This window comes from Nocardia sp. CNS-044 (assembly GCF_059570515.1).
The window spans coordinates 703,982-729,898 of record NZ_JCANSX010000006.1 but is presented as its reverse complement, the minus strand read 5'-3'; the positions used below and the strand labels follow the sequence as shown (position 1 = coordinate 729,898).

23 protein-coding genes are annotated in these 25,917 nt (G+C 70.0%); 7 read left to right on the top strand and 16 right to left on the bottom strand.

What is annotated here, in order from left to right:
- Positions 1–160: 160 nt before the first annotated feature.
- Positions 161–757, top strand: coding sequence for an LGFP repeat-containing protein (locus T333_RS12040; protein WP_355001939.1), 597 nt, complete (start codon positions 161–163; stop codon positions 755–757).
- Between the two features lie 109 nt (positions 758–866).
- Positions 867–1,736: an acyl-ACP desaturase gene (locus T333_RS12035; protein WP_355001938.1), complete on the top strand. Its 870-nt coding sequence runs from the start codon at positions 867–869 to the stop codon at positions 1,734–1,736.
- A gap of 78 nt (positions 1,737–1,814) precedes the next feature.
- On the opposite strand, the gene T333_RS12030 is transcribed toward T333_RS12035, so the two are convergent.
- From T333_RS12030 to glpX, 4 genes are all read right to left on the bottom strand, one after another.
- Positions 1,815–3,218, bottom strand: coding sequence for a class II fumarate hydratase (locus T333_RS12030; protein WP_355001937.1), 1,404 nt, complete (start codon positions 3,216–3,218; stop codon positions 1,815–1,817).
- Between the two features lie 106 nt (positions 3,219–3,324).
- On the bottom strand, positions 3,325–3,582 hold the full coding sequence (locus T333_RS12025) for a TFIIB-type zinc ribbon-containing protein (protein ID WP_355001936.1): 258 nt from the start codon (positions 3,580–3,582) through the stop codon (positions 3,325–3,327).
- A gap of 39 nt (positions 3,583–3,621) precedes the next feature.
- Positions 3,622–4,647 (bottom strand): phosphotransferase, encoded by a 1,026-nt coding sequence (locus T333_RS12020; protein WP_496424475.1) that lies wholly within the window; start codon positions 4,645–4,647, stop codon positions 3,622–3,624.
- A gap of 204 nt (positions 4,648–4,851) precedes the next feature.
- Positions 4,852–5,895, bottom strand: coding sequence for a class II fructose-bisphosphatase (gene glpX, locus T333_RS12015; protein WP_355001934.1), 1,044 nt, complete (start codon positions 5,893–5,895; stop codon positions 4,852–4,854).
- 132 nt (positions 5,896–6,027) lie between these two features.
- Between glpX and T333_RS12010 the strand changes: the two genes are divergently transcribed.
- Positions 6,028–6,594 carry a DUF4245 domain-containing protein gene (locus tag T333_RS12010; protein WP_355001933.1) on the top strand — a complete coding sequence of 189 codons (567 nt, stop codon included), beginning with the start codon at positions 6,028–6,030 and terminating at the stop codon, positions 6,592–6,594.
- 174 nt (positions 6,595–6,768) lie between these two features.
- Positions 6,769–7,287: a GNAT family N-acetyltransferase gene (locus T333_RS12005; protein WP_496424474.1), complete on the top strand. Its 519-nt coding sequence runs from the start codon at positions 6,769–6,771 to the stop codon at positions 7,285–7,287.
- Positions 7,288–7,373: 86 nt separating this feature from the next.
- Here T333_RS12005 and T333_RS12000 read toward each other — a convergent pair whose 3' ends face one another.
- The 3 genes from T333_RS12000 to T333_RS11990 all read right to left on the bottom strand — a co-directional run bounded on the left by T333_RS12000 (position 7,374) and on the right by T333_RS11990 (position 9,668).
- Entirely contained in the window at positions 7,374–7,610 is a 237-nt protein-coding gene (locus T333_RS12000; protein ID WP_141808918.1) for an exodeoxyribonuclease VII small subunit, read from the bottom strand.
- Between the two features lie 2 nt (positions 7,611–7,612).
- Positions 7,613–8,950 carry an exodeoxyribonuclease VII large subunit gene (gene xseA / locus T333_RS11995; protein ID WP_496424473.1) on the bottom strand — a complete coding sequence of 446 codons (1,338 nt, stop codon included), beginning with the start codon at positions 8,948–8,950 and terminating at the stop codon, positions 7,613–7,615.
- Between the two features lie 73 nt (positions 8,951–9,023).
- On the bottom strand, positions 9,024–9,668 hold the full coding sequence (locus T333_RS11990) for a lipid droplet-associated protein (RefSeq protein ID WP_496424472.1): 645 nt from the start codon (positions 9,666–9,668) through the stop codon (positions 9,024–9,026).
- Positions 9,669–9,814: 146 nt separating this feature from the next.
- On the opposite strand from T333_RS11990, the gene T333_RS11985 reads away from it, so the two are divergent.
- Positions 9,815–10,825, top strand: a complete 1,011-nt coding sequence (locus tag T333_RS11985) for a 4-hydroxy-3-methylbut-2-enyl diphosphate reductase (protein ID WP_355001929.1) — start codon at positions 9,815–9,817, stop codon at positions 10,823–10,825.
- 563 nt (positions 10,826–11,388) lie between these two features.
- Here the strand turns inward: T333_RS11985 and T333_RS11980 are convergent.
- Together T333_RS11980 and T333_RS11975 are read right to left on the bottom strand one after the other, a co-directional pair.
- Positions 11,389–12,228 (bottom strand): DUF6542 domain-containing protein, encoded by an 840-nt coding sequence (locus tag T333_RS11980; protein WP_496424471.1) that lies wholly within the window; start codon positions 12,226–12,228, stop codon positions 11,389–11,391.
- An 85-nt stretch (positions 12,229–12,313) separates the two neighbouring features.
- Positions 12,314–13,477: a DNA recombination protein RmuC gene (locus T333_RS11975; RefSeq protein ID WP_496424470.1), complete on the bottom strand. Its 1,164-nt coding sequence runs from the start codon at positions 13,475–13,477 to the stop codon at positions 12,314–12,316.
- A 234-nt stretch (positions 13,478–13,711) separates the two neighbouring features.
- On the opposite strand from T333_RS11975, the gene T333_RS11970 reads away from it, so the two are divergent.
- Positions 13,712–14,899, top strand: coding sequence for an exonuclease SbcCD subunit D (locus T333_RS11970; RefSeq protein WP_496424469.1), 1,188 nt, complete (start codon positions 13,712–13,714; stop codon positions 14,897–14,899).
- Between the two features lie 223 nt (positions 14,900–15,122).
- Positions 15,123–18,224: an AAA family ATPase gene (locus T333_RS11965; protein ID WP_496424468.1), complete on the top strand. Its 3,102-nt coding sequence runs from the start codon at positions 15,123–15,125 to the stop codon at positions 18,222–18,224.
- Between the two features lies 1 nt (position 18,225).
- Here T333_RS11965 and T333_RS11960 read toward each other — a convergent pair whose 3' ends face one another.
- The 7 genes from T333_RS11960 to T333_RS11930 form a co-directional block, all read right to left on the bottom strand.
- Positions 18,226–18,654, bottom strand: a complete 429-nt coding sequence (locus tag T333_RS11960) for a type II toxin-antitoxin system VapC family toxin (protein ID WP_496424467.1) — start codon at positions 18,652–18,654, stop codon at positions 18,226–18,228.
- Positions 18,651–18,983 (bottom strand): type II toxin-antitoxin system Phd/YefM family antitoxin, encoded by a 333-nt coding sequence (locus T333_RS11955; protein WP_496424466.1) that lies wholly within the window; start codon positions 18,981–18,983, stop codon positions 18,651–18,653. Before T333_RS11955 ends, T333_RS11960 begins: the two co-directional genes overlap by 4 nt.
- Positions 18,984–19,053: 70 nt before the next feature.
- Positions 19,054–20,649 carry an MFS transporter gene (locus tag T333_RS11950; protein WP_496424465.1) on the bottom strand — a complete coding sequence of 532 codons (1,596 nt, stop codon included), beginning with the start codon at positions 20,647–20,649 and terminating at the stop codon, positions 19,054–19,056.
- Positions 20,650–20,787: 138 nt separating this feature from the next.
- Positions 20,788–21,300 (bottom strand): methylated-DNA--[protein]-cysteine S-methyltransferase, encoded by a 513-nt coding sequence (locus tag T333_RS11945; RefSeq protein WP_496424464.1) that lies wholly within the window; start codon positions 21,298–21,300, stop codon positions 20,788–20,790.
- Between the two features lie 34 nt (positions 21,301–21,334).
- Positions 21,335–22,951, bottom strand: a complete 1,617-nt coding sequence (locus tag T333_RS11940) for a DNA-3-methyladenine glycosylase 2 family protein (protein ID WP_496424780.1) — start codon at positions 22,949–22,951, stop codon at positions 21,335–21,337.
- Positions 22,952–23,143: 192 nt separating this feature from the next.
- Positions 23,144–23,386 (bottom strand): YbdD/YjiX family protein, encoded by a 243-nt coding sequence (locus T333_RS11935; protein ID WP_496424463.1) that lies wholly within the window; start codon positions 23,384–23,386, stop codon positions 23,144–23,146.
- Positions 23,386–25,656, bottom strand: coding sequence for a carbon starvation CstA family protein (locus T333_RS11930; RefSeq protein ID WP_357250518.1), 2,271 nt, complete (start codon positions 25,654–25,656; stop codon positions 23,386–23,388). Before T333_RS11930 ends, T333_RS11935 begins: the two co-directional genes overlap by 1 nt.
- Between the last annotated feature and the right edge of the window lie 261 nt (positions 25,657–25,917).

Genomic DNA, 25,917 nt, shown 5'->3' with positions numbered 1-25,917 from the left:
TCACCTCACATCGAGTGGGTAATATCCGCCGAGTTACCAGTTGGGCGACGGTCCGGCGCGTCGTATTCGATTCGCCGGGTCGTTGCCGAACATCGGCCTAGGCTGCGCGCGGCGCCGGTGTCAGGGCGCCGTCGGAGCCACACTCGAGAGGGGACGACATATGCACCACGCTCGACGCACGGCTGGATTCACGGTGGCGCTCGCGGCCGCCGCGCTGCTCATCGCGGGATGCGGTGACGACGACACGAACGACTCGGACACCGTCCTCACCACCCCGACCCTCGGCATGACGCCCAGCCCGATGGCGACCACGCACACCGAGGCGCACGGCACCGACAATCCCGATACCGATGACCGCGACACCGGGGATATGACCCCCGACGCCGCGGACCAGACCAGGATTCCGGCCCAGGGCGGCGGCGAAGAGGTGACCGTCTCCGGCGACATCTACGACAAGTACATGGAGGCGGGCGGCCCCACCGGCCCGCTGGGCGCGCCGCTCGAGGCCCAGGAGAGCGCCCCGAACAACGGCAAGTACCAGGACTTCGTCGGCGGCACGATCTACGAGCCCGAGGACGGCGAGCCGCACATCGTCTGGGGGGAGATCCGCAAGGCGTGGGAGGAGAACGGCGGCGCGGCGGGCGAGCTCGGCTACCCGATCAGCGACGAGACCGACATCCCCGGCGGCAAGCAGAGCGAGTTCAGCGGTGGCACCATCACTTGGGTGAACGGGCAGACCACCGTCACCATGAAGTAGTCGAACCCCCTGCGACGCCCGAGACAGCGCACCCGGCGCGTCTCGGGCGTCGTCGGCGATTCCCACCGGTAGAGTCCCGCGCCGCGGGCCGAACAGCTAGGTTGTGAGCGTGCAAAATCTCTTGACCGACCGCGAACTGCTCGAGGCGCTCGCGGATGAGGTGGAATCGAATCTGCGACGCCACATCGACGTGGCCGACGGTTGGCAGCCGCACGATTACGTGCCGTGGGACGACGGCCGCAACTTCGCCTTCCTCGGCGGTGACGACTGGACCCCGGAACAGTCCGAGCTCGGCGACGTCGCCAAGCTGGCGCTGACCGTGAGCGTGCTCATCGCGGACAACCTGCCCTCCTACCACCGCGAGATCGGCAAGTACTTGCGCACCGGTGCGTGGTGGCGCTGGGTCGGCCGCTGGACGGCCGAGGAGAACCGGCACGAGATCCTGATCCGCAACTACCTGATGGTCACCAGGTCGGTGGATCCGGTCGACCTGGAACGCCAGCGGATGGCGCACATGACGGCCGGATTCCGCCGTCCCGCCCTGCACCTGCTCGACGTTCTCGCCAACGCCGCGTTCGAGGAGGCGGCGTCGGCGATCCGGCACCGCAACACCGCCGCGCTGAACGAGAACCCGATGGTCACCGCCATCGCCGCGCGCATCGCGGCCGACGACGAGCTGCAGTCGGTGTTCTTCGCCGACCTGGTCGCCGCGGCGTTCGCGATCGCGCCCGACCAGACCATGCGCGCCATCGCCGACCGGGTCGCCGGTTTCGAGGTGCCGAGCGTGGCCCTGCCGGACGGTCGCAGCAGCGACGAGGTGCTGGCCGAGGCGGGCATCTACGACCGCGCCAAGGAAGGCGAGCTGGTCTTCGCGCCGCTGCTGCGCCGCTGGAACGTCTTCGACCGGACCGATCTCGGTCCCGAGGGCGAGCAGGCCCGCGCGGAGCTGGAGCACCTGCGCGCGTTCTCGCCCGCCTGATCGCTCAGGAGATTCTCCAAAGCGCACTGAATCGCCGAGGGCGCCGGACGAATTCGCTTCGTCCGGCGCCCTCGTGCGTTACTTCGTGTCTTCCACCTTCGCCATGGACAGCACGTCGAGGCGGCGGTCCAGCTCGGCCTCGGTGAGCTGGTCGCCGAGCAAGCCGCGATCGATCACCGTCTGCCGGATGGTCTTCTTCTCCTTCAGCGCCTCCTTGGCCACCGCGGCCGCTTCCTCGTAGCCGATCGCCGAGTTCAGCGGGGTGACGATGGACGGCGAGGACTCGGCCAGTGTGCGCAGCCGCTCCACGTCGGCGGTCAGCCCGCGCACGCACTTGTCGGCGAAGAGCCGGGACACGTTGGCCAGCAGGCGGATCGACTCGAGCACGTTGCGCGCCATCACCGGGATGTAGACGTTCAGCTCGAAGTGGCCGTTCGCGCCGGCGAAGGCGACCGCGGCGTCGTTGCCGATGACCTGCGCCGCCACCTGGGTGACCGCCTCGGGCAGCACGGGATTCACCTTGCCCGGCATGATCGAGCTGCCCGGCTGCAGGTCCGGCAGCTGGAGTTCGGCCAGACCCGTGAGCGGGCCGGAACCCATCCAGCGGATGTCGTTGGCGATCTTGGTGAGGCTCACCGCGACGGTGCGCAGCGCGCCGGAGAGCTCGACGAGACCGTCGCGCGCCGCCTGTGCCTCGAAGTGGTCGATCGCCTCGGAGAGCGCGTCGATGTCGGTCGACTTCACCAGTTCCGCAACGACTTTCGCACCGAAACCGGCGGGCGCGTTGAGGCCGGTGCCCACCGCGGTGCCGCCGATCGGCAGCTCGCCGAGGCGCGGCAGCGTCACCATCAACCGGTCGATGCTCGCGGCGACCTGGCGGGTGTAGCCGCCGAACTCCTGGCCCAGGGTCACCGGGACGGCGTCCATCAGGTGGGTGCGGCCCGACTTGACCACGGTGCGCCATTCCTCGGACTTGTCCAGCAGCGCGAGCCGCAGGTGCTCGAGCGCGGGAACCAGGTCCTTGATGACGCCCTCGGTCGCCGCGACGTGCGTGGCGGTGGGGAAGGTGTCGTTGGACGACTGCGACATGTTCACGTCGTCGTTGGGGTGCACGTCGACGCCGTTGGCCTTGGCGATCGAGGCGATCACCTCGTTGGCGTTCATGTTGGAGCTGGTGCCCGAGCCGGTCTGGAAGACATCGATCGGGAACTGGTCGTCGTGCTCGCCCGCGGCGATCTCGTTCGCGGCGGCGACGATGGCGTCCGCCTTCACGGCGTCGAGCAGGCCGAGATCCTTGTTCACCTTGGCGCACGCGGCCTTGAGCAGTCCGAGCGCGCGGATCTGCGCGCGCTCCAAGCCGCGCCCGCTGATCGGGAAGTTCTCCACGGCCCGCTGGGTCTGCGCACGCCACAAAGCCTGCGCCGGGACCCGTACCTCGCCCATGGTGTCGTGCTCGATGCGGTACTGCGTCTCCTCGGTCATGATTTCGACCCTATGCCGCACGAGGTCCGCGTGGGGCAGCCACGCCTGAGCGGAATCCCACACCGATCCGGCGGAATACCGTCCACCGGACCGGTGCCGCCGACACTCAGGAGGAGAACAGGACCTTGCCGAACGAACGGTGCTTGTGGTGGTGACCGTGCCCGTAGTGCGGAGCGGGCGCTCCCCACGCGGGCGCGGGGGCGGCCGGTGGTGGCGGCGGTGCCGCGTAGCCGGACTCGAGCCGGGTGAGGTTCTCGAGCTCGCCGTAGTCCAGGAAGATCCCCCGGCAGTTACCGCACTGCTCGATGTGCACACCGCTGCGGTTGTACGTCTGCATCAATCCACGACATTTCGGACACTGCATTTCCGCCACGCTAGTCGATTTCCGGCATGTATGCGGGCATCACGATATGACGGATGCGGTGGCTATCCGTCGGCACGCGTCCACCAAAGCCGTGTCCAGATCATCGAGTTCGCGGTTCTCGCGTGCGGCGGCGACCAGTGCCAGAGCGGCTGCTTGGACGGCGACGGCGCGCGCCGGAGTATCGAGCGCGGTCCACTCGTCTCCCTCCCGCGGCACCGCGACACCGTCGGCTGCGCGATAGGCGTCGAGAAAACGGAGCCAGGTCACGGGCTCGAGAATGCCCGCGGCGAAGAGGGCGGCGGGGCGGGCCAGATCCCACGCGGGATCGCCGGAGCCGAGGTCGTCGATGTCGATGAGCCGCCAGGAGCCGGTGTTCTCGTGGGGGTCGCGCACGAGCTGACCGAGGTGGAAGTCGCCGTGCACGAGCGTGCGTCGCGGCGCTGCCGGTTCGGGGAGCCGGGCCGATCCGGCTGGTACGGCGAACAGGTCGGGCAAGGCAGCGAATGCCTGGCACACGGTTGCCGCGGCAGCTCGGTCCGCTGCCGCGCCGGCCGCGCGCAGCCGGCGCATCGCCCGATGGACCCGGGCCGGGCCGCCTGCGGCCGGCAGGTCTCGCCCCGGTTCCGGTCGGTCGCGTCCTGGTTCCGGTAGGTCGCGTCCTGGTTCCGGTAGCGCGTGCAGCCGGGCGAGCAGCGTCGCGGCCGCTTCCCACGGCGCGGCGTCGGGGTCGTCGGGGTCGACCGGTTCGCCGTAAGGCCAGGCGGTGATCGTGTGGCTGCCGCGGTGTACCAGGAGCGCGTCGCCGATCGGCAAGGGCGGCAGCAGGATTCCGCGCCACCGCGGCGCGCTCGCCAAGCAAAGGCGGGAGAGTAGTGCCGCCGCATCGGTTTCCGCCGGGTGAGCTTTGACGACGACCGCGCCGATCCGGAGCACGAGCACGTCGGCGCGTTCGGTCAGCACGACAGGCGTTTGGCGCTGCGCACCCACCCGCGCGGCAATCTCGGCCATCGCATCGATGAGTTCGGGTGTGCTCGACCGTGATTCCCGGCTGGTATCGATCCCCACCTAGTCATCGTCCTGGGTAATCTGCCGCCGGGCCACGGCTCACCGATGTGTTCATCCTGGCGCTGACCGGAACCATCGCCCGTCGACCAGGACCGCGACCGGCGTACAGCCGCCGCCATAGTGCCCAACCCCGCGCGCCGAGAGTCCCTCTATGTCAGCGGCCGCACCCGGCGGTACCGGATGCGGCCGCGAGGCGAAAGCCGATCAGGGCATCGGAGGAACCGCGTGCTCGTCGCCGTGGAAGTCGACCGAGGAGTACTCGCGCAGCTTGGTCAGACGGTGGTAGGCGTCGATCATGCGGACGGTGCCCGACTTCGAGCGCATGACGATCGACTGAGTCGAGGCGCCGCCACCGTAGTAGCGAACGCCGCGTAGTAGGTCGCCGTCGGTGACGCCGGTGGCGCAGAAGAAGACGTTGTCGCCCGACACCAGGTCCTCGGTGGTGAGCACCCGGTCCAGGTCGTGGCCCGCGTCGATGGCCTGCTGGCGCTCCGCGTCGTCCTTCGGCGCCAGCATGCCCTGCAGCGCGCCGCCCATACAGCGCATGGCCGCCGCGGCGATGATGCCCTCGGGAGTACCGCCGATGCCGACCAGGATGTCGGTGCCGGAATCGGGGCGGGCCGCCGCGATCGCGCCGGCGACGTCGCCGTCGGAGATCAGGCGGATGCGGGCGCCCGCGTCGCGGACCTGCTGGATGAGGTCGGCGTGCCGGGGCCGGTCCAGGATGCAGACGGTCAGATCGGACACCGCGGACTTCTTCGCTTTGGCCACCTTGCGGATGTTCTCGCCGATCGGCGCCGAGATATCGATCACGTCGGCGGCGTCGGGGCCGACCGCGATCTTGTGCATGTAGAACACCGCGGACGGGTCGAACATCGCGCCGCGCTCGGCGACCGCGAGCACCGAGATCGCGCCGGGGGAGCCCTTCGACATCAGCGTGGTGCCGTCGATCGGGTCGACGGCGAAGTCGACGTCCGGGCCGGTGCCGTCGCCGACCTCCTCGCCGTTGTACAGCATGGGCGCTTCGTCCTTCTCGCCCTCGCCGATCACCACGATGCCGCGCATGGAAACCGAGCTGACCAGCTGCCGCATCGCGTCCACGGCGGCGCCGTCGCCACCCTCCTTGTCACCGCGGCCGACCCACCGCCCAGCGGCCATGGCACCCGCCTCGGTCACCCGGACCAGCTCGAGTGCAAGGTTGCGGTCCGGCGCCTCGCGGCGGCTTGGTGCGGGCGAAGATGCCGTCATGGCGGGGTGCCTCCCTCGGGTTGTACGTACGGGACGATTGTCTCATTTCGCGGTCGACCTCCCGTACACACCTGGTCGGGGCGGGTGGGGGTGCCTGGCCGCGCACCCGGCCCGCGAGTGGATACTGGGAGCGTGTCCTACCAAAAGCCACGCATCCTGCACGACTACAAGGATCTGTTCTTCTCGCTGATCCCCCTGGTGCTGATCGCCGTGGTCTTCGCCGGACTGGCCAGCCAGTGCAGCTTCGCCGCCAAGGGGCCGACGCCCGGTCGGATCCCCGCCTTCGATGTGAAGGCGGCGCTCGAGACCGACGCGCGCACGCTGACGTTCCCGATCCGCAACCCGAGCGTGCCCGCCGACTGGACCCCCAACTCCGGCAGCCGCGACACCGTCACCGGCCAGGGCGGCGGTCCGGTCAGCACGGTCGGCTACATCACCGCCCAGGGCACCTACATGCAGCTGACCCAGAGCAGCGCCACCGAGGAGTCGCTGGCCCGCTTCGTGCTCGGCTCTCGCTACGCCAGCGGCGCGCAGCAGATCGGTGACCAGAAGTGGATCGTCTACGCCGAGCCGACCGAGGAGACGGCGTGGATCGCCGACCTCGGCGGCGTCCGGGTGCTGATCAAGGGAGCCGGGAACGAGGCCGCGTTCACGACGCTGGCCCAGGCGGTGACCGCCGCCCAGCCGATCAGCCGCTGAATTCGATTGCCGCCCGTTCGGTTCCCGATTAGGGTTGGCGCGACGCGAGATACGCGGATTCGAGGGTGCGGAGGTCGATGAATATGGCTGTCAACAGCCGTATTTCGCATGCCTTCCCTCCGGTCCGCTGAGTACGAGACGCGGGCCGGTCCTTTCGATGACCAGGAGTGTCACGTGTCTTCCCACATTTCCACCGGTGAGCACATTTCTACCGGTGAACTGAGCACCGAGAGCCTGATCCTGCGCCGCTGGACCCCCGACGACGTGTCCGCCGTACTGGCCGGACGCCGCCTCGCGCACTGGGCCGAGGACTTCCCCGCCGCCGGCGATCGGGCGATCGCCGGGCTGTTCGCCGACCATCCGCAGTGGTACGGCGAGTACGGTCACCGATTGATCATCGAGCGCGAGACCGGTCTCGTGGTCGGTTCGATCGGCCTGTTCTGGCCGCCCGGTGCCGATGGTCTCGAGATCGGCTACGGCACGATCCCGTCTCGGCGTGGGCGCGGGTACGCCAGTGCGGCGACCAGAGCGCTGACCGAATTCGCGCTGGGCGCCGGTGTGCACGCGGTGTACGCGGACGTGGAGCCGTCGAATCCCGGATCGGTGCGGGTGCTCGAGAAAGCCGGGTTTCGTCGCACCGGTGCGGCCGACGGCTTGATCCGCTTCGAGATGACGACGAACAGGCTCGGCTGACGCCCAGCCGACGGTCCGCGGCGGTGGTGTGCTCTCAGTAGCGCGCGCCGTCGCGGGCCACGACGTCGACGATCCGTCCGCTCGGGTCAGTCCTCGTCGGCCGCGCCGCGCGCGAGCGCGTCCTCGACCCGCTTGCGCGCACCGGCCAGGTGTTCCTCGCACCGGTTGGCCAGCGCCTCGCCGCGCTCCCACAGGGCGAGCGAATCATCGAGATCCATGCCGCCCTGCTCGAGCATCTTGACGACGTTCACCAGTTCGTCGCGGGCGCGTTCGTAGCCGAAGTCCGCGATCTCGGCCAGCTCGTCCTTGCCGGCGTCGGCCAAGGTCAGTTCCCTCCTGTGCGTTCCTCGTCGTCCCGGCGGGCGCCGGAATCGCGGGTGTTCGGCTTCCGAGCGCCGAGCGCCTGGGTGCCGAGCGCCGCCGCGGTCACGGCGCCGTCGGCGACCCGGATGCGCAACTGGCTGCCCGCGGGCGCGTCCTCGATGCTGCGTACGACGTGCCGTTCGGAACCGGTCACGCGCTGCACGACAGCGTAACCGCGAGACAACGTCGCGGCCGGGCCCACCGCCGTGAGCTTTTCGCGCAGGTGTCGCGTCGCGGTGGCTTCGGTGCGGACCGCGTGCTCGGCGCAGCGCCGCGCGGACACCCGCAGCCGTTCGATCTCCTCGGCGCGCCGGTCGACCTCGCGCAGCGGATCGGCGAGCACCGGACGCGAACGGAGCTGGGCCAGCGCCCTGGTCTCGCGGTCCACCCAACCGCGCAGTGCGGCGGCCGAACGGCCGCGCAGCTCGCGCACGCAGGCCAGCTCCGCGGCGGCATCGGGCACGACGCGCTTGGCGGCGTCGGTCGGCGTCGCGGCGCGCAGGTCGGCGACGTAGTCGGCGAGCGGGTTGTCGGGTTCGTGGCCGATCGCGCTGACGATCGGCGTCGTCGCGGCCACGATGGCGCGGCACAGCGCCTCGTCGGAGAAGGGCAGCAGGTCCTCGACGCTGCCGCCCCCGCGGGCCAGCACGATCACCTCGACGGCGGGGTCGCGGTCGAGTTCGGCCAGCGCGTCCAGGATCTGCGGCACCGCCGTCGGCCCCTGCACCGCGGTGTTGCGCACTTCGAAACGTACTGCGGGCCACCGATTTCTGGCGACGGTGCGGACGTCGCGTTCGGCGGCGCTCGCGCGGCCGGTGATCAGGCCGACGGTGCCGGGCAGGAACGGGAGCGGCCGCTTGAGCCGGGGATCGAAAAGGCCTTCCGCGGCGAGCAGCGCTTTGAGCCGCTCGATGCGGGCGAGCAGTTCGCCGACACCGACGGGCCGAATCTCGATGACCCGCAACGACAGCGTCCCGCGCCCGGTGAAGTACGTGAGTTTGCCGTAGACCACCACCCGGCTGCCTTCTTGCAGCGGGATCGGGGAGCGGCGCAAGAGATCGGGGTCGCAGGTCACCTGCAACGACATGTCGGCCGACGGGTCACGAAGCACGAGGAACGCGGTGCGCGCTCCCGGGCGCGCGTTGATCTGGGTGATCTGCCCCTCCACCCAGATGGAGCCGAGGCGGTCGATCCACTGCATGACCTTCACGGCGACGGAGCGCACCGGCCACGGGTGTTCGGCGGAGTTGGCGGGGGCCGCGCCTGCCTCGGCGGACGGCTGGGGACCGCTCTGTGTCATACGGACAGGTATACGCGGCGGGGTTGGCCGGACCGTGCCCGGCCAACCACCGGCGAGGTCGTCGCGGGTGCGATCACTGGGCCCGGACGGTGGCGATCCGGTTCGTCAGCATGGTCACGAACGGGGCGCGCGCGAGGGTCCGCTGCTCGTAGTCCAGCAGCGCGGTGAGGTCCTCGACGGTCAGCATGCGCAGGCGGGCGCGGAGCTGGGCGAGGGTCATGTTGGCGTAGTCGTAGCGGGTCGCGACCTCGGGCTCGGCGATCTCGGCGGGCTCGTCCTCGACAGAGGCCGTCTCGTCGGAAGCGGGTTCCGCGACGGGCTCGGGGTCGGTGATTTCCGGCACAGTGATGGTCTGCACCGGGGCGACGTGCCCGTTGGTCGAGCTCGCGGTCGATTCTTCGGCGGTGTAGAGGTCGAAGCGGCTGGTGCGGCCCGCGGTCGCGAAATCGTCGCCCGAGGATTGCTCGTCGCCGAGATCCTCGTCGAAGGTCGCCCACTCCGGCTGTTCCACCGGGCTGTTGGACAGCCGCTCGAACACCGCGTCGCCCTTGAGCGCGAGGCTGGTCACGAACTGCTGGACGTGCATGGTGGTCTGCAACATCTGGCTGATCGCGGTGATCGGGAAGTTCATCGCGGCCGTGGGTAACCGACGGGTTTCTTCGAGGGCGTAGACGGCGGCTCCGGCGGCGACCCGGGCCAGAAACGGTGGTCGAAACATGCTCATAGCCTGCCCGATACGCCATGATCTGCAAAGAACTAGTGTCACAGACACTATTGTCCAGGGCCTGGATCACATTCGATGACCCGGCCGATCCGGTCGATGCGACCATTCGGCGGTCCCCAGGTGCACGTACTCTGGGGGACATGTCTTCGGCCATCCCTTTGAACGTCGGAATCGCCCGCTCGGCGGGCGCCGGAACAGTCGATGCCGACGGTGGTAAGCGCGTGCTGCTAGCCGAGCCGCGCGGATACTGCGCGGGCGTCGACCGCGCGGTGGAAACGGTGGAGAAGGCGCTGGAGAAGCACGGTGCGCCCATCTATGTGCGCAAGGAGATCGTGCACAACAGGCACGTGGTGGAGACGCTGCGCGATCGCGGCGTCGTCTTCGTGGACGAGACCGACGAGGTGCCGAACGGCGCGGTCGTGGTCTTCTCCGCGCACGGCGTCTCCCCGGCGGTGCACGAGGCGGCCGCGGCGCGCGACCTGCACACCATCGACGCCACCTGCCCGCTGGTCACCAAGGTGCACCAGGAGGCCAAGCGCTTCGCGCGCGACGATTTCGACATCCTGCTGATCGGCCACGAGGGCCACGAGGAAGTCGAGGGCACCGCGGGCGAGGCGCCCGATCACGTGCAACTCGTCGACGGTCCGGACGCGGTCGACCGGGTCACCGTGCGCGACGAGAACAAGGTGATCTGGCTGTCGCAGACCACGCTCAGCGTCGACGAGACGATGGAGACGGTGCAGCGGCTACGCGAGCGTTTCCCCGCGCTGCAGGATCCGCCGAGCGACGACATCTGCTACGCCACCCAGAACCGCCAGGTCGCGGTGAAGGCGATGGCGCCGGAATGCGACCTGGTCATCGTGGTCGGCTCGCGCAATTCCTCGAACTCGGTGCGGCTGGTCGAGGTCGCGCTCGGCGCGGGCGCGCGGGCCGCGCACCTGGTCGACTTCGCTCGCGAGGTCGACCCGGCCTGGCTGGACGGCGCGCGCACGATCGGCATCACCTCCGGCGCGTCGGTGCCCGAGATCCTGGTGCGCGGCGTGCTCGACATGCTCGCCGAGCACGGTTACGCCGACGTGCAGCCGGTGACCACCGCCAACGAGACGCTGGTCTTCGCGCTGCCCAGGGAACTGCGCACCGCACGGAGCTGAGCCGCGGTCGCCGGTGCGGGGCTGCTCTCGGACGATTGTTCGCGCTCGTCGGCGCTGTCTTCGGACCGCCGTCGATTACTCGGCGAAGGTGCGTTGTGTGAGGCCGCGCGGTGGGTGGGCATGTCGTCTGCCGCTGGTCTTTCGGCGGTGCCGGTAGGCGCTGTCTTCGGACGACCGCCGATCTCTCGGCGAAGGGCGCTGTCCGAGGCCGCCCGGTCGGTGAGCGTCGGTGTCGATCGCCGCTGATCTTCCGGCGCGGCGCTGTCTGATACCGCGCGGTGGGCGGCGTCGCTGTCGTCTGCCGCTGGTCTTTCGGCGGTGCTCGTCGGCGCTGTCTTCAGACCGCCGCCGATTACTCGGCGAAGGTGCGCTGTCCGGGGCCGCCCGGTCGGTGAGCGTCGGTGTCGACCGCCGCTGATCTTCCAGCGGCGCTGCGTTGTCTGATGCCGCGCGCTGGGTCGGTGTCGCCGTCGACCGACGCTGATCTTTCAGCGGTGCTGCGCTGTTCGGGCTGTGTGCGTCGGCGCCCGTATTAGTCGGCCCGGCGTCGAAGGTCGACGGTGTCAGAGACTTTCCGGCTTGCGCCGCTGGGTGCGGCTCGAATCGCGCTCGCGATACCGCACATTCGGCTGCGGATGCGGCGGCACCTCGGCGCGTCCGCGCGCGCCGCGTGGCGGTTCGCCCTCCGTGCGCGGCACCGGCGCGGGACGCGCGCCACGCGCCGCCGGTCGGCCGCGACCCGACGTGCCGACCCGGGGCGGGGCGTCGGCCACGGTCTTCGATGGGCGGCGGCCGGGACGCGGCGGTTCGTACTTGTCGGTGACCGGATCCTCGTCCACTTCCGGCTGCGGTCGGCGCGGGCGGCGGCGCGCCGATTCCGCGGGCGCGTCTTCCTCGCCGCGCTTGACGCTGCTGCGTCCCCAGCTCGAGCCGCGACGCGACTCCTTGGAGCGCTCGGCGGCCGACTCGCGCCTGTCCATGAAGATGCGGGCGCCGCCGATGGCCAGCACCAGCGCGGTGGCGAGCATCATCGTCGGGAACCGGTTCACCAGCGGGATGGCCAGGTTCAGCAGGATGTCCTTGAGGCCGGTCGAGACGCGGCCGGTCAGGTGCTGGTAGGCCAGCGGAACCGCGAGGAAGAGCAGCAGCGGCGGCAACACCATGGCGGTGAACAGCCCGCGGAAGCGCACGGCGAGCACCGCGGCGACACAGCCGACGATATACAGCGTGGCGAAGCTGGCGGTGAGTTCGGCGTTGTCGCCGCTGGCATCGATCAGGAATCCCAGCAACGTGCACGCGACCGCGATCAGGACAGCCGCCCAGGCCGGGATTCCCGGCACCGAGGGCAGGACCGAACGTTGCGGCGCGGGCACCCGGGAACGCACACGTTGGGTAGCAGCCACGATATGAACAGTAACTGCCATACCGTTCGGTGGGGTTACGGCGGGGCCGTTGCCGACTCGACCGGATCGACTCGGGCTGCGTCGGCTAGGCCGAATCGTCGGCGTCGGCGAAGCCGACGACCCGCGGGCGGCTGTCCACCCGCTGGATCACCGGAGCCTCCTGCTCGGCTATCTCGAGCTCGTGCAATTTGCGCGCGGTGACCATGACCCGCGACTCGACCGACGCGACCGCGTAATTGAAAGCGTCGACCGCCTTGCCGAGTTGGTTGCCGAGCCGGTCCAAATGCCGTCCGGTCATGCCGAGGCGCGCCGAGAGCTCCCGACCCAATTGCTGGACCATTGCCATATCCCGGGACACGGCCTCCTGGCGCCACCCGAACGCCACCGTGCGCAGCAGCGCGATCAGCGTCGTCGGCGTGGCCAAGATCACGTTGCGGCCGAACGCGTACTCCAAAAGCCCGGAGTCCGTGGTCAGCGCGGCGTCCAGGAACGGGTCGCCGGGCACGAACAGCACGACGAATTCCGGAGCGGGATCGAAAGCCGCCCAGTACGCCTTGTCGGCCAACTGGTCGACGTGCGCGCGCAACTGCTTGGCGTGCCGCACCAGCAGATCGGCGCGCACGTCGGGGTCCTCGGCGGTGCTCGCGTCGAGGTAGGCGGTGAACGGGACTTTGGCGTCGACCACTATGTGCCGACCCCCGGCCAGGTACACCACCAGATCGGGCCGCACCGAACCGATGCGGTCCGGTCCGCCGTCGCCGCGCACCGCCCTGCTCACCTGCGTGGAGAAGTCGCAGTGTTTGGTCATCCCGGCGAGTTCCACCACGCGCTCCAACTGGATCTCGCCCCAGCGCCCGCGCACCTGCGGCGCCCGCAGCGCGGCGACCAGCTGACCGGTCTGACTGGAGAGCTGATGGGAGGTGCGCTGCATGTTGGCGACCTGTTCGCGCAGACCCGAGTACGCGTTGATGCGATGGTGCTCGACCTGCTGGATGTGCTGGTTCAGCGCGCCGACCGCCTCGCGCAGCGGTTCCACCATGGCGCCGACCGCGCTCGAATGCCTGCGCGCCGCATCCTCGTTCGCCGCGTTGAGCGATTGCCGTAGCAAACGCTCGTTGTCAGCGGCGGCCGCCAGTCTCGCCTCCGCGACCGCCGCCCGCTGCCCGGCCCGGGCACTGTGGCCCAGCCAGCCCACTCCGACCCCAGCGGCGAACACCAGCAGCAGCGCGAACAGCATCGGTGCGGTCATAGCCCAGATAGTGCCGCACCCCACCGACATCCGAGCAACCAGCCAGCGGCCGTGCGGCCGCGCCGGGTGTCAGCGCTACGAATCACACCGCATCCGACGCATTTCCCAGCCAGCTCGAGGGCGAGTCTTACGAACAGACGCGCGCCAGCGCGCCGACAACACAGCCGCGAACACGCCGTGCCGCGGGCGCGGCAAATTGAACTCTGTCGGTGGGTGGCTCTACGGTTTCGGGCCATGCGGATGTTGCACACCTCGGATTGGCACATCGGGCGTACCTTCCACGGCGTCGATCTGCTTGCCGACCAGGCACGTTCGCTGGCCGCCATCGCGGAGCTCGTGGCGGCCGAGTCGGTGGACGTGGTCGTCGTACCGGGCGACGTGTACGACAGGTCGATTCCGAGCGCCGACGCGATCGCGGTGTGCAACCGAGGTTTCGAGGCCATCCGCGCCGCGGGCGCGGTGATCGTCGCGACCTCGGGAAATCACGATTCGCCCGCCCGGCTCGGCGCGGGCGCGAGTTTCGCCGCGGCGGGCGGGCTGCACCTGCGCACCACCGTCGCGGACTCCGATCGGCCGGTCCTGCTGACCGACGAGCACGGCGAAGTGGCTGTCTACGGCATCCCGTATCTGGAACCGGAGATCACCCGAGCCGAACTCGGTGTCCCGCAGGCGCGTTCGCACGCCGAGATCCTGGCGGCGGCGATGGGCCGGATTCGCGCTGACGTCGCGACGCGGCCGGGAGCGCGCACCGTGGTGCTCGCGCACGCGTTCGTGGTCGGCGGCGCGGCGACCGGCTCGGAGCGCTCCATCTCGGTCGGCGGGGTGGAGACGGTGCCCCTCGCGGAGTTCGACGGCATCGACTACGTGGCACTCGGCCACCTGCATTCGCCGCAGACGCTGTCCGAGTCGGTGCGCTATTCCGGCTCGCCGCTGCCGTACTCGTTCGCCGAGAGTTCGCATCGCAAGGCCGTGTGGATCGTCGACCTGGATGCCGACGGCCTCTCGTCCGTGCAGCGCCGTGACCTGCCGGTGGTGCGCGGTCTCAGCCGCCTCACCGGGACGCTGGACGAGCTGCTCGCCGACCCGGCGCACGAGGTGGCCGTCGACCACTACGTGTCCGCGACCCTCGTCGACCAGGCCCGTCCGATCGACGCGCTGCGCAAACTGCGCGAGCGCTTCCCGCACGCCGTGCACGTGGAATGGATACGCCCCGAAGGCAACCCGGAACTGCGTTACCGTGAGCGGGTGCACGGCCGCCGCGACACCGAAGTAGCGCAAAGCTTCCTCACCGACGTGCGCGGTGCGCCGAGCGCGGGAGAGATGAAGTGGATCGAGCGGGCGCTGGCCGCCGCCGTGGCCGAGCCCGAGCGGGTGTCCGCAGCGCCCGCGCAGCTTCCGCTCTCCGGCGAGCTGACCGCATGATCACGGAGAACGGAAGGCGCTTGTCCGAGCTGAGTGATCGGCGTGCGGCTGCGTCGAGTGGATGGCGCATGACCGCGCGGAGTGAATGGCGCGGGGGCGTGCGGACCGAAAGGCGCGGGGGCGCACGGAGTGAATGGCGCGGGGGCGCACGGAGTGAATGGCACGGGCGTGTGCGGACCGAGTGGCGCGGGCGGTCGCGGAGGGTGTGGCGCGAGGCCGCCGCATGAGACTGCATCGGTTGGAGATGACCGCCTTCGGCCCGTTCGCCGACACCACGGTCGTCGACTTCGACGCGCTCGGCGCGGACGGGCTCTTCCTCCTGCACGGGCAGACCGGCGCGGGCAAGACGACAGTGCTGGACGCGATCGCCTTCGCCCTCTACGGCCGGGTGCCCGGCGCACGCGGTGAAAGCAAGCGCCTGCATTCCGATCACGCGCCGGAACAGACGCCGCCGCAGGTCGTGTTGGAGGCGACGCTGGGCGGACGACGCTTGCGGCTCACCAGGATTCCCGAATTCGAGCGCCCCAAGCTGCGCGGCACCGGCACCCGCACCGATCCGCCCAAGGCCACGCTGACCTGGTTGGACGGGCGCGGCGAGAACCTCTCCCGCATCCCGGACATCGGCGACGAGATCATCCGTCTGCTCGGCATGAGCGCCGACCAGTTCTTCCAGGTGGTGTTGCTGCCCCAGGGCGACTTCGCGCGTTTCCTGCGTGCCGACAACGAGGATCGCGAGAAGCTGCTCGAAAAGCTCTTCGACACCGAGCGTTTCGGCACCGCCGAACAGTGGCTCGCCGACAAGCGACGCGCCTCGGCGGCCGAACTGGAGTCCCGCAGGCAGGGCATCGAACGGCTGATCGCGCAGATCCGCGGTGCGGCGGGTCTGAGCGTGACGGAGTCGGTCGGCGCGTTGGAGGCGGTGGCGTGGTCGCAGGATCTGCTCGCGACGGCTCGCACCGATCTGGCGCAGGCGAGTACGGAAGCCGAACGTTGCCAGCAGAATTCGGTCGAGCTGCGGAAGTTCGCCGACGAGCAGCGGCGGCTGGCGGAGTTGCGGCGCCGGATGGAGTCCGCGCGGGCTGACCTCGACGAGTACGCGGCGCGTGCCGAGCACCGTACCGCGCTGCGTGCGGAACTCGAAGCTGCCCGTCGCGCCCAGCCGGTCGCGGAGGCGATCGACGAGGCGCGCGCCGCCGTCATGACCTCGCGTCGTCGCGAGAACGAGGCGAGCGCCGCCGCGGCGCGATTGGCTTCCGCGCTGCTGGATCCGGCCGCGGCCGACATCGGTGGGTCCGAGCTGGTCGGCTCGGAAGACATCGAAGCGGAAGATGATTCGGACGCGGTCGCGACCGGTCCGACGATTCGGTCCGACGCGGACCTCGACGACGTGGTCCGTCGCTGGAGCGCCCAGATCGGCGCGCTCGAAGAGGTGCGGGCCGACGCGTCGGCGGCCGACCGGCTTCGTCGCGAAATAGATGATCTGCGTACCGAATCCGCCGCCCTGACCAAACGGATGACCGAGCTGACCGGTCGGCGCGAGCGCCTGCCCGCGACGATCGCCGCGGCGGAGGCGCGGGTGCGCGAGACGACCGAAGCCGCCGCGACTTTGCCGTCGCTGATCGCCGAATGCGAACGCCTCCAGGCCGCCGCCACGGCTGCCGTCGAATTGGCCGGTCGTAGAACGGATCTCGATCGCACGCGGATCGAGTTCGAGACCGCGCGCACCGCGCACAACGACGCGAAGGAGCGGGTGCTCGACCTGCGCGAGCGCCGCTTGGCAGGCATGGCCGCGGAACTGGCGGGTCAGTTGGTCGAGGGGGAGCCGTGCGCGGTGTGCGGCGCGGCGGACCATCCGGCCCCGGCTCGGCCCGCGCCGAGCGCCGTCTCCAAGGAAACGGAGGATGCGGCGGTGGCCGCCGAGCGCACCGCCGAGGAGAACCGCGACCGCGTCCACGCCCGAATCACCGGACTGGAACGCGAGATCGAGGCGCTGACCGCCCGCGGCGGCGACGCCGACCGCGTGGAACTCGCCGCCGCACTGCGCTCGGCGACCCACCGCTACGAGGACGCCGCCGAACTCGCCGCGCTGGCCGACGGATCGACGGCCGAACTCTCCCGGTTGCGCACCGAGGAAACGCGCCTGCACGACGACTTGCGCGCGGCCGAAGCCGGGGCCAGCACCGTCATCGCCCGCATCACGGCGTCGATCGCCCGCCTCGACGAACTCTCCGAACGTCTGCGCGCCGCCGCTGGCGCCGACGAGACCATCGACCGTCGCCGCGCCCGCCTGAACGGACTGGTCACCGACGCCACCGCGCTGCGCGCCGCACGCACCGCCGCGGCGTCCGCTCGCGAGCAGGTCACCGCGGTCGCGGATCGCGTCGAAAGTCTGGCGCGCGCCGCCGGTTTCATTCCGCAAGAATGGAACCACGACGCCGCCCGCGACGATGTCGCCCTGCTCACCGCCTACGCACGCGTCGTCACCGCCGCCTCGCGAACCCCGCAGCGGCAGCAGGAGATCGACGCGGAACTCCTCGCCGCCGAGAACGCCCGCGCGCACGCCGAGAAGGTGCTCGCCGAGCCCGAGATCCAAGCCGCCGCCACCGCCGAACTCGGCGACTTCGCCGAGCTGGAGCGCGGACTCGCCGACGCGCAGACCAGGCTCAACACCGCCGTCGCCGCGCAGGCCGAGGCGGGACGGCGGGTGCAACTGCTGGAAGAACTCGGCGGCCAGCTGTGGGCCGAGGTGGACCGGATCGCGCCCCTCCAGCGCACCCACGAAGAGCTGGCCGGGCTCGCGGAAGTGGTCGCGGGCCGCGGCGAGAACAACCGGCGCATGTCGCTGCGCTCCTATGTGCTCGCCGCCCGCCTAGAGGAAGTGGCGCTCGCCGGTTCGGTGCGGTTGCGCCGAATGTCCGGCGGCCGTTACGAATTCGTGCACTCCGACAAGGCGGGACCGCGCGGCAGGCGCGGCGGTCTCGGCCTCGACATCCGCGACGACTACACCGGCGCCGTGCGCCCCGCCAAAACCCTCTCCGGCGGCGAGACATTCATGGCGTCCCTCTCGCTGGCCCTCGGCCTGGCCGACACCGTCGCCGCCGAATCCGGCGGCCTCGTCCTGGACACCCTCTTCATCGACGAAGGTTTCGGCGGCCTCGACGCCGACACCCTCGACGCCGTCATGGGCGTCCTCGACGAACTCCGCGCAGGCGGCCGCGTCGTCGGCCTGGTCAGCCACGTCGACGAGATGCGCCAACGCATCCCCAGCCGCCTACACGTCATCCGCGGCCGCACCGGCTCCCACCTCCAAACCACCGTCGCCTGAATTACCGGCGAAGGTCGTCGGGGTGCGTTACGGGGTGAACGTCGATCAGGCCGCTCAGGCCCTCGAAATCGGCTGGGTTGACGGTGAAGAGTGGCAGGTGGTGGACCGATGCGATCGCGGCGATCATCAGGTCTACCCTGCGCGGCTTGGGGTTTCGTCCCGCGGCGAGGACCGCCGCGATGACGTGGCCGTAGCGGCGCGCCGCACGCGTGTCGAAGGGCAGCGGCTCGAAGATGGCTTCGGCGTTCTGCAGCCGTTCGATCCGCCGAGCTCGTTCGGCGGGGTCGCGGGCATAGTGCGGGCCGGAGGCGAGTTCCGCCATCGTCGGGGCGCTCACCACCAGCTCGGCGGGGAGTTCAGCGGGTGCCAATGCGTCGATGAGTACGAGGACATTGGTGTCGACCAGTCCTCGCTCCGGGACAGATGTCATTCGCTCTCGCCAGGCGCGAACTGTCCGAGCCGGTGGGCGCGGTCGTACGGATCGAAGATCGAGTCGTCCACTACCTCGGCCGCTTCGGCTGCCCAGTCGTGCGCGGCGGGAGAAAGTCCGACGAAGGCCGCGAGCACTTCGTCCCGTGGCACCGCGGTCCGCCGACGGGTGCGGCGGTGCGGGATGAGATCGGCGACCGGGGTGCCGTCGACCGTGATGGTGTACGAGTGCCCGGAACGAACTTCCCGGAGCACCCCGCTGACATTGTTCCGGAGTTCGCGCTGGGGTATCTCGGATTGCGGCTCGGGCAGTTCGGCGGGGGCGGACATATCACCAGGTTAGCCGCCCCTCGGTCGAACTGCTACGGGTTTTCTACAGACTTGCTACACGGCTCACCGGTCAGTCTGCTGCGCTCGACGCCGCATCGTCGGCTGCGGTGGTTGCCGCAGCGGTAGCCGCTGTGCCGCTGCTGCGAGTGTTCGCGTCGGCCGTGGCCGCGCCGCCGCTCGGTGTGTCCGCCGTGGCGCCTTCTTCGTCGACCGCGGCTGTGGTTCTGGAACGACTGGCCGTCGTGTCCTCGGTTGCACTCTCCGGCGCCGCACTCCTCGACCGCAGTAGAACCACCGTGAGTGCCACGCCGAGCGCGGCCAGGGCGGCGGCGGTGGCGAAGGCTGTGGTGAGGCCGGTGCGGTAGGCGGTGTCGGGGGAGGTGGTGGCGCGGGTGCCGATCAGGTCGGCGAGCAGGAGGAGGGCGGTGACGCCGAGGCCGGAGCCGACGCGCTGGGCGGTGTTGACGATGCCAGCGGCGATGCCCGCGTCGGCGTTGTCCACGGAGGTGACGGCGGGTGCGGTGACGCCGACGAAGGCGGCGGGGAGGCCGATGCCGAGGAGGATCGCGCCGGGGAGGACGTCGATCGGGTAGTCGGCGTGCGCGGGGAGGCGGGCGAACCAGCCCATGGCGACGGCTTGCAGCGCGAGGCCGATCGCCAGCACGCGGGCCGGGCCGAGGCGGTCCATGAGGTAGGGGATGAGGGTGCGGGAGGCCAGGATGTTCACCGCCGCGACCGGGAGCACCGCGAGACCGGAGCGGGTCGGACTGTAGTCCTGGGTGTTCTGTAGGTAGAGCGCGAGCAGCGCGAAGGTGGGCACGTGCGCCGCGCCGACCAGTGCGTTCACCACCGCCGAGCCGCTCACTTGGCGAATCCTGAAGAGCCGCAACGGCATCAGCGGATGCGGGCTGTGTGCTTCGACCACCACGAAGACGGCGAGCAAGGCCAGTCCGAGCGCGAGCAGCCCGGCCGCGAACCCGCGGGTGCCCGCGTCGCCGAGCGCCCCGATCGCGTAGCCGACGAGCAGCAGCGCCGTCGTGCCGGTGAGCGCACCGGGAACGTCGAGCCTGCGCACCCCCTCGCCCGCCCGCGCGGTGTCGGGCGGCAGCAGCCGAATCCCGGCGAGCGCGACGAGTCCGACCGGAACGTTGACGAGGAAGATCGACGGCCAGCCGAACGCATCCGTCAGCGGCCCACCCACCGCGGTGCCGATCGCCGCGCCCGCCGCACCCATCGCGCTCCACACCCCGAACGCCCGGTTCCTGGCCGCCTCAGCGGTGAAACTCGCGGTGAGCAGGGCCAATTGGGCCGGGATCAGCACCGCGGCGCCGACGCCTTGCAGGGCGCGCGCGGCGATCAGCAGCGCGGCGGAGTCGGCGAAGCCCGCCAGCGCGGAAGCCGCGGTGAACACGATCAACCCGCCCGTGAACACCCTGCGCGGTCCGAGCAGGTCGGCGGCCCGCCCACCGAGCAGCATGAACCCGCCGAACGCCAGCAGGTAAGCGTTGGTCACCCAGCCGAGCCCGGCCTCGCCGAGATCGAGGTCCGCGCCGATGGCGGGCAGCGCCACGTTCACCGCGGTGGTGTCGAGAAAGACCACCAGTTCCACGACGGTGATCAGCAACAGGACCAACCGTTCCCGGCGGTCGAAGACTTTCGCGGCCATGAGCCGTCCTCTCGCTAGAGCTTAACTCTAGCGAGAATGTCATTAGAGTTGAACTCTAGTCAAGTGGGCGATCCCAACTCTGGAACGCAAACGCGCCGGTCACCCGATGGATAACCGGCGCATGCGAATCCGCGAATCTCACCCCTCGTGATCGAGCAACCACCGCTTCGCGTCCAACCCCCACCGGAACCCGCCGAGCGCCCCACCGATCCGCAGCACCCGATGGCACGGCACGAACAACGCCGCCGCGTTCCGCGCGCACGCGTTGGCCGCGGCACGGGTCGCTTCCGGCCGCCCGGCGATGGCGGCGAACGCCGTATAGGTCACCGGATCTCCCGCGGGCACCTTCCGCAGCACGTCCCAGGCGTGCATGAGGAACTCCCCGGACCGCTGGCGCACCGGAACGTCGTCGATGGCGTGCACCTCCCCGCGGTGATACGCGACGATGGCCTCGGTGACGGCGCCGAGCGAATCTTGTTGGCGCAGAACGGGTGGACGCAGCAGCGGGTGGATCAGCAAGCGCAAGTTCTCCGCGTCGGCGGTCCAGCCGGAGGCCAGCACCGCGCCCTCGTCGTCGGCGATCGCCGTGAACGGGCCGATGGGGGTGTCGACGACGGCGAAGTCGGCGGCGCGGGTCGATTCGATGCTCATGGTGTGCTCGCTTTCGAGGGTGCGGCAGGAATGTTCAGTCGGTCTTGCTTGCCGAGCGGGCAGGCCGCTTGGGTGCGGCCGCGCGCCTGCTCAGCGCGGTCTTCCACAGGTGCATGGACAGATAGGAGCGCCACGGCGCCCAGCGTGCGGTATCGCTCAGGTCGATGCCGAGCAGGTCCGCGCCCTGCCGGACGACCAAGTCGGTGTCGAGCAAGATATCGGGATCGGCCAGCAGCCGCATCGTCACGTAGTCGGCGGTCCACGGCCCGACGCCGTCCAGCGCCAGCAGGTCCCGGCGCAGGTCCGTCGCGGTGCGACCGGCGTGCAGTGGCAGATCTCCCGCGGCGAGCGCGGCGGCGGCGCCGATGATCGAGCGAACGCGCCGCGCCGGACCGGTCAGCACCTCGGCGCCCCGTTCGGCGATGACGGCCGGTGTTGGGAACAACCGCGGCACGGGCCCGTCGACCGGTTCGCCCAACGCCGCCACCAGCCGTGCGGTGTGGGTAGCCGCCGCCGAGACCGAGATCTGCTGCCCGATCATGGTGCGCAACAACAGTTCCGGGCCGTCCAGGCAACCAGGCACCCGGATGCCGGGGGTGAACAGCAGCCGTCCGCGACCGTTGCGCGCGGCGGGTCCGTCGGACGCCGGGGCGCTGCCGATATCGGGCAGGGTGTCGGTGGCCAGGCGCCGCGCGTCCTCGGTGTCGAACGCGTCGGCCGGTGCGCCGAGCGGCGTCGCGCCGAGCACCTCGTCGATGCCGACCGGATCGGCGTCCAGGTCGAGCAGGTGCCGCAGCCGCGCCACGGTCGGCGCCAGATCGCGCATGTCGTGCAGCGCGAGTTCGGCGCGCACGTGGTCGCCACGGAAGCCGATCCGTGCCGTCGCGTGGCCGTGTGGGGTGCGCAAATTCCTGGTGTAGACGCGGTCTTCCCACGACTCCATGCCTGGCACGACATGCGCGGAAAGGAACCACTCCAGCCACGCGCGATCCAGCGGCTCACGGAACGGAAGACGAAGCGACAGTGTGCCGTTCGCCGACGGAGAAGCCTGCGCCGGATCTTTGCGCGCGCGCTGCGCTTCGGTGCGCATGGTTGTCGGGCTGACCGCGAACACCTCGCGCACGGTGTCGTTGAACTGCCGGATGCTGGCGAAACCCGCCGCGAAGGCGATATCCGACATCGGCATGGCGGTGGTCTGGATGAGCAGCCGCGCCGTGTGCGCGCGGTGCGCCCTGGCCAGCGCCAGCGGTCCGGCCCCGAGCTCGGTGGTCAGCACCCGGGTGAGCTGGCGCTGGGAGTAGCCGAGCGTGGCGGCCAGCGCGGGCACCCCGCCCCGTTCGATGACGCCGTCGCCGATCAGCCGCATGGCGCGGGCGGCCAGATCGGCCCTGGTGTTCCACAGCGGTGAGCCGGGCGCCGCATCCGGCAGGCAACGGCGGCACGCGCGGTATCCCGCGTGCTGCGCGGCGGCCGCCGTCGGGAGGAAGCTGACATTGGCCCGCTTCGGCGTGATCGCCGGACACGAAGGGCGGCAATAGATTCCGGTGGTGCGCACCGCCGTGAAGAACTGACCGTCGAAGCGCGAGTCGCGCGTCGACACCGCCCGATAGCACTGCTCGAAGTCCAACGCCGTGATCGTCACGCAATCCACAATGGCAGTTCCCACCGCGCCGTGCTAGCGGAAATCGGCCACCATCCCGGCCATCGCCCCCCACCCTCGCCGCCCCCCACAGCCCACGACCACAAAGCCCACGCGGGCCTTCCCACACGTCTCGCACACGCCTCACACAGCCGGTGCCTATGTGCGGCGTGTGGAAAGTGTGTGGCACGGGTGCCCGCGAGGTCAGCAGCAGCGATTGGTGGGGCTGCGGTCGGCTTCGGCGTGCCGGTCGCGCCAGTATTGGCGCTCGCTGGGGATGGGGCGGTCAGGGTGGTTGCGCTGGAGGTGTGCGACGTAGCGCTGGTAGTCCTGGCCGCCGAGGATCGAGTCGAACCACCAGACGACCGCGCGCACCGCGTCGAGCGCACGCCGCGGGAGGGCCGGTCGCGCTGACCTGCCCTCCCGCGGCGCGAGCGATTCGCCCATTACGCGGGCGCTTCCGCCTTGGCCGCGTGGGCCGCGCCCGGTGCGCGCACCTTGCCCGTCGCGATCAGCTCGTCCCATTCCTTCTGCACGGCCTTCTCCGTCGCGGTGGCGAGGAACCCGCTCGGCGCGAAGATCTTCGACGGCTCCTCCGGGGACTCGGTCGTCTCGCCGCCACCGGAACGCCAAGCACGGAAGCACACCAGCGCGCCGACCACCGCGACGATCAGCACCAGCACCGCGAACACGATCGAGAGCGTGCCTTGGATGAAGGTGTTGCGAATCACGGTGTCCACGTCCTCCGGCGTCTTCGCCGTCAGGCAGAGCTTGCCCGCCTCCTGCGCCTGCTGGCAGAGGCTGTGCTGCTTCCAGTAACCCACCTTCGGGTCGGCGGAGAAGATCTTCTGCCAGGACGCGGTCATCGTCACCAGCAGATCCCAGGCCAGCGGGATGCCCGGAATCCAGGCCCACTTCGCCAGGCCCTTCTTCACGATGATGGTCATCACGACGGTCAGCGCGACGGCGGCGAGCAGCTGGTTGGCGATGCCGAACAGCGGGTAGAGCGCGTTGATGCCGCCGAGCGGATCGGTGACGCCCATGAGCAGGATGGAACCCCACGCCGCGACCACGACGAACGAGCACAGCCACGCGCCGACCCGCCAGGACGGATCCTTGAACTTGCGCAGCGGGCCGCCGAAGTTGCCCAGCGCGTCCGAGGTCATGAACCGCGCGACGCGGGTGCCCGCGTCGATCGTGGTCAGGATGAACAGCGCCTCGAACATGATCGCGAAGTGGTACCAGAACGACTTCATGCTCTCGCCGCCGAGGAACTGGTGGAACACCTCGGAGATGCCGACCGCCAGGGTCGGCGCGCCACCGGTGCGCGAGATGATGCTGTTCTCGCCGACGTCCGCGGCGGCGCCGGAGAAGGTCTCCGGCGTGGCGGGCGGTCCGGCCAAGCCGAGCGAATTGGTGTACGCGGCGGCCTTTTCCGGAGTGCCGCCGGTCAGGCCGAGCGGCGCGTTCATGCCGAAGTACAGGTGCTGATCGATGATCGAGGCGGTGATGATGGCCATCACGGCGACGAACGACTCCATCAGCATGCCGCCGTAGCCGATCATCCGCGCGTGCGATTCCTTCTCCAGCAGCTTGGGCGTGGTGCCGGAGGAGACCAGCGCGTGGAAACCGGAGAGCGCGCCGCACGCGATGGTGATGAACAGGAACGGGAACAGGCTGCCCGCGAAGGCCGGACCGGTGCCGGTGGAGGCGAAATCGGAGATCGCGGGGGCCTTCAGCACCGGCATGGTGATCAGGATGCCGACCGCGAGCAGGCCGATGGTGCCGATCTTCATGAACGTCGACAAGTAGTCGCGCGGCGCGAGCAGCAGCCACACCGGCAGCACCGACGCGAGGAAGCCGTAGGCGATCAGCAGCCAGGCGATGGTGGTCCGTGACAGCGTGAACCAGTCGGCGCCCCATTCGGTTTCGGACACCCAGCCGCCGGAGACGATGGCGAGCAGCAGCAGCGCGATGCCGATCGCCGACACTTCGCCGACCTTGCCGGGCCGCAGGAACCGCAGGTAGACGCCCATGAACAGGGCGATCGGAATGGTCATCGCGATGGAGAACACACCCCACGGGCTTTCGCCGAGCGCGTTCACCACGACCAGCGCGAGCACCGCGAGCAGGATCATCATGATCACGAGGATCGCCACGATCGCCGCGACGCCGCCGACCGCGCCGAGCTCGTCACGCGCCATTTGGCCGAGACTGCGCCCGCGCCGCTTGGTGGAGGCCCACAGCACCAGGTAGTCCTGCACCGCGCCCGCGAAGCAGACGCCGACCACGATCCAGATGGTGCCCGGCAGATAACCCATCTGCGCGGCGAGCACCGGACCGACCAGCGGACCCGCGCCCGCGATGGCGGCGAAGTGGTGCCCGTAGAGCACCCGCCGGTCCATCGGCATGAAATCCTTGCCGTTCTCCAGGATTTCGGCCGGAGTCGCGACGTCGTCGCGCGGCTTGGTGATCTTCCATTCGATGAATCGCGCGTAGAAGCGGTACGCGATGATGTATGTACACACCGCCGCGATCACGATCCACACCGCGTTGACGTTCTCACCGCGCGCGATGGCGAGGATGGCCCAGGCGACCGCGCCGAGTATCGCGATCCCGGCGAAAACAGCCTTCTTGGCCGGGGTTATCGGGGACCGATCGACGACACCGACCGGTGGCAGGTCGGGATCGGTCCGCAGATATTCGATTGTCGCCATCTGCCTACTCTCCTGTGAAACGCGCAGGATCTCGACGTGCGGGATCTTGCTGAAACACGAGACAAAGTAGCTGATCGCCGATCGCCACTGCGCGGATTCCGGCCATCGATGGACGACCGTTAAATATTGTTCGTGTGTCGGCCGTCACCTGAGTGATAGCCGGACGTATGCTGCGATGCTGTTCGTCACACTCCATGTCCGCCCGAGGAGGGCTGTGCTGGATTCGACTTCGCCTGCGCCCGCCGCGCGTTCACCGGTTGT

What these genes read in the sequence shown, in the direction of transcription:
- T333_RS12040 (WP_355001939.1), top strand. Translation starts at nt 161, where the DNA reads ATGCACCACGCTCGACGCACGGCTGGATTCACGGTGGCGCTCGCGGCC.
- T333_RS12030 (WP_355001937.1), bottom strand. Translation starts at nt 3,218, where the DNA reads ATGACCGAGGAGACGCAGTACCGCATCGAGCACGACACCATGGGCGAG.
- T333_RS12025 (WP_355001936.1), bottom strand. Translation starts at nt 3,582, where the DNA reads ATGCAGTGTCCGAAATGTCGTGGATTGATGCAGACGTACAACCGCAGC.
- glpX (WP_355001934.1), bottom strand. Translation starts at nt 5,895, where the DNA reads ATGACGGCATCTTCGCCCGCACCAAGCCGCCGCGAGGCGCCGGACCGC.
- xseA (WP_496424473.1), bottom strand. Translation starts at nt 8,950, where the DNA reads ATGACACAGAGCGGTCCCCAGCCGTCCGCCGAGGCAGGCGCGGCCCCC.
- T333_RS11990 (WP_496424472.1), bottom strand. Translation starts at nt 9,668, where the DNA reads ATGTTTCGACCACCGTTTCTGGCCCGGGTCGCCGCCGGAGCCGCCGTC.
- T333_RS11985 (WP_355001929.1), top strand. Translation starts at nt 9,815, where the DNA reads ATGTCTTCGGCCATCCCTTTGAACGTCGGAATCGCCCGCTCGGCGGGC.
- T333_RS11975 (WP_496424470.1), bottom strand. Translation starts at nt 13,477, where the DNA reads ATGACCGCACCGATGCTGTTCGCGCTGCTGCTGGTGTTCGCCGCTGGG.
- T333_RS11970 (WP_496424469.1), top strand. Translation starts at nt 13,712, where the DNA reads ATGCGGATGTTGCACACCTCGGATTGGCACATCGGGCGTACCTTCCAC.
- T333_RS11965 (WP_496424468.1), top strand. Translation starts at nt 15,123, where the DNA reads ATGAGACTGCATCGGTTGGAGATGACCGCCTTCGGCCCGTTCGCCGAC.
- T333_RS11960 (WP_496424467.1), bottom strand. Translation starts at nt 18,654, where the DNA reads ATGACATCTGTCCCGGAGCGAGGACTGGTCGACACCAATGTCCTCGTA.
- T333_RS11955 (WP_496424466.1), bottom strand. Translation starts at nt 18,983, where the DNA reads ATGTCCGCCCCCGCCGAACTGCCCGAGCCGCAATCCGAGATACCCCAG.
- T333_RS11950 (WP_496424465.1), bottom strand. Translation starts at nt 20,649, where the DNA reads ATGGCCGCGAAAGTCTTCGACCGCCGGGAACGGTTGGTCCTGTTGCTG.
- T333_RS11945 (WP_496424464.1), bottom strand. Translation starts at nt 21,300, where the DNA reads ATGAGCATCGAATCGACCCGCGCCGCCGACTTCGCCGTCGTCGACACC.
- T333_RS11935 (WP_496424463.1), bottom strand. Translation starts at nt 23,386, where the DNA reads ATGGGCGAATCGCTCGCGCCGCGGGAGGGCAGGTCAGCGCGACCGGCC.
- T333_RS11930 (WP_357250518.1), bottom strand. Translation starts at nt 25,656, where the DNA reads ATGGCGACAATCGAATATCTGCGGACCGATCCCGACCTGCCACCGGTC.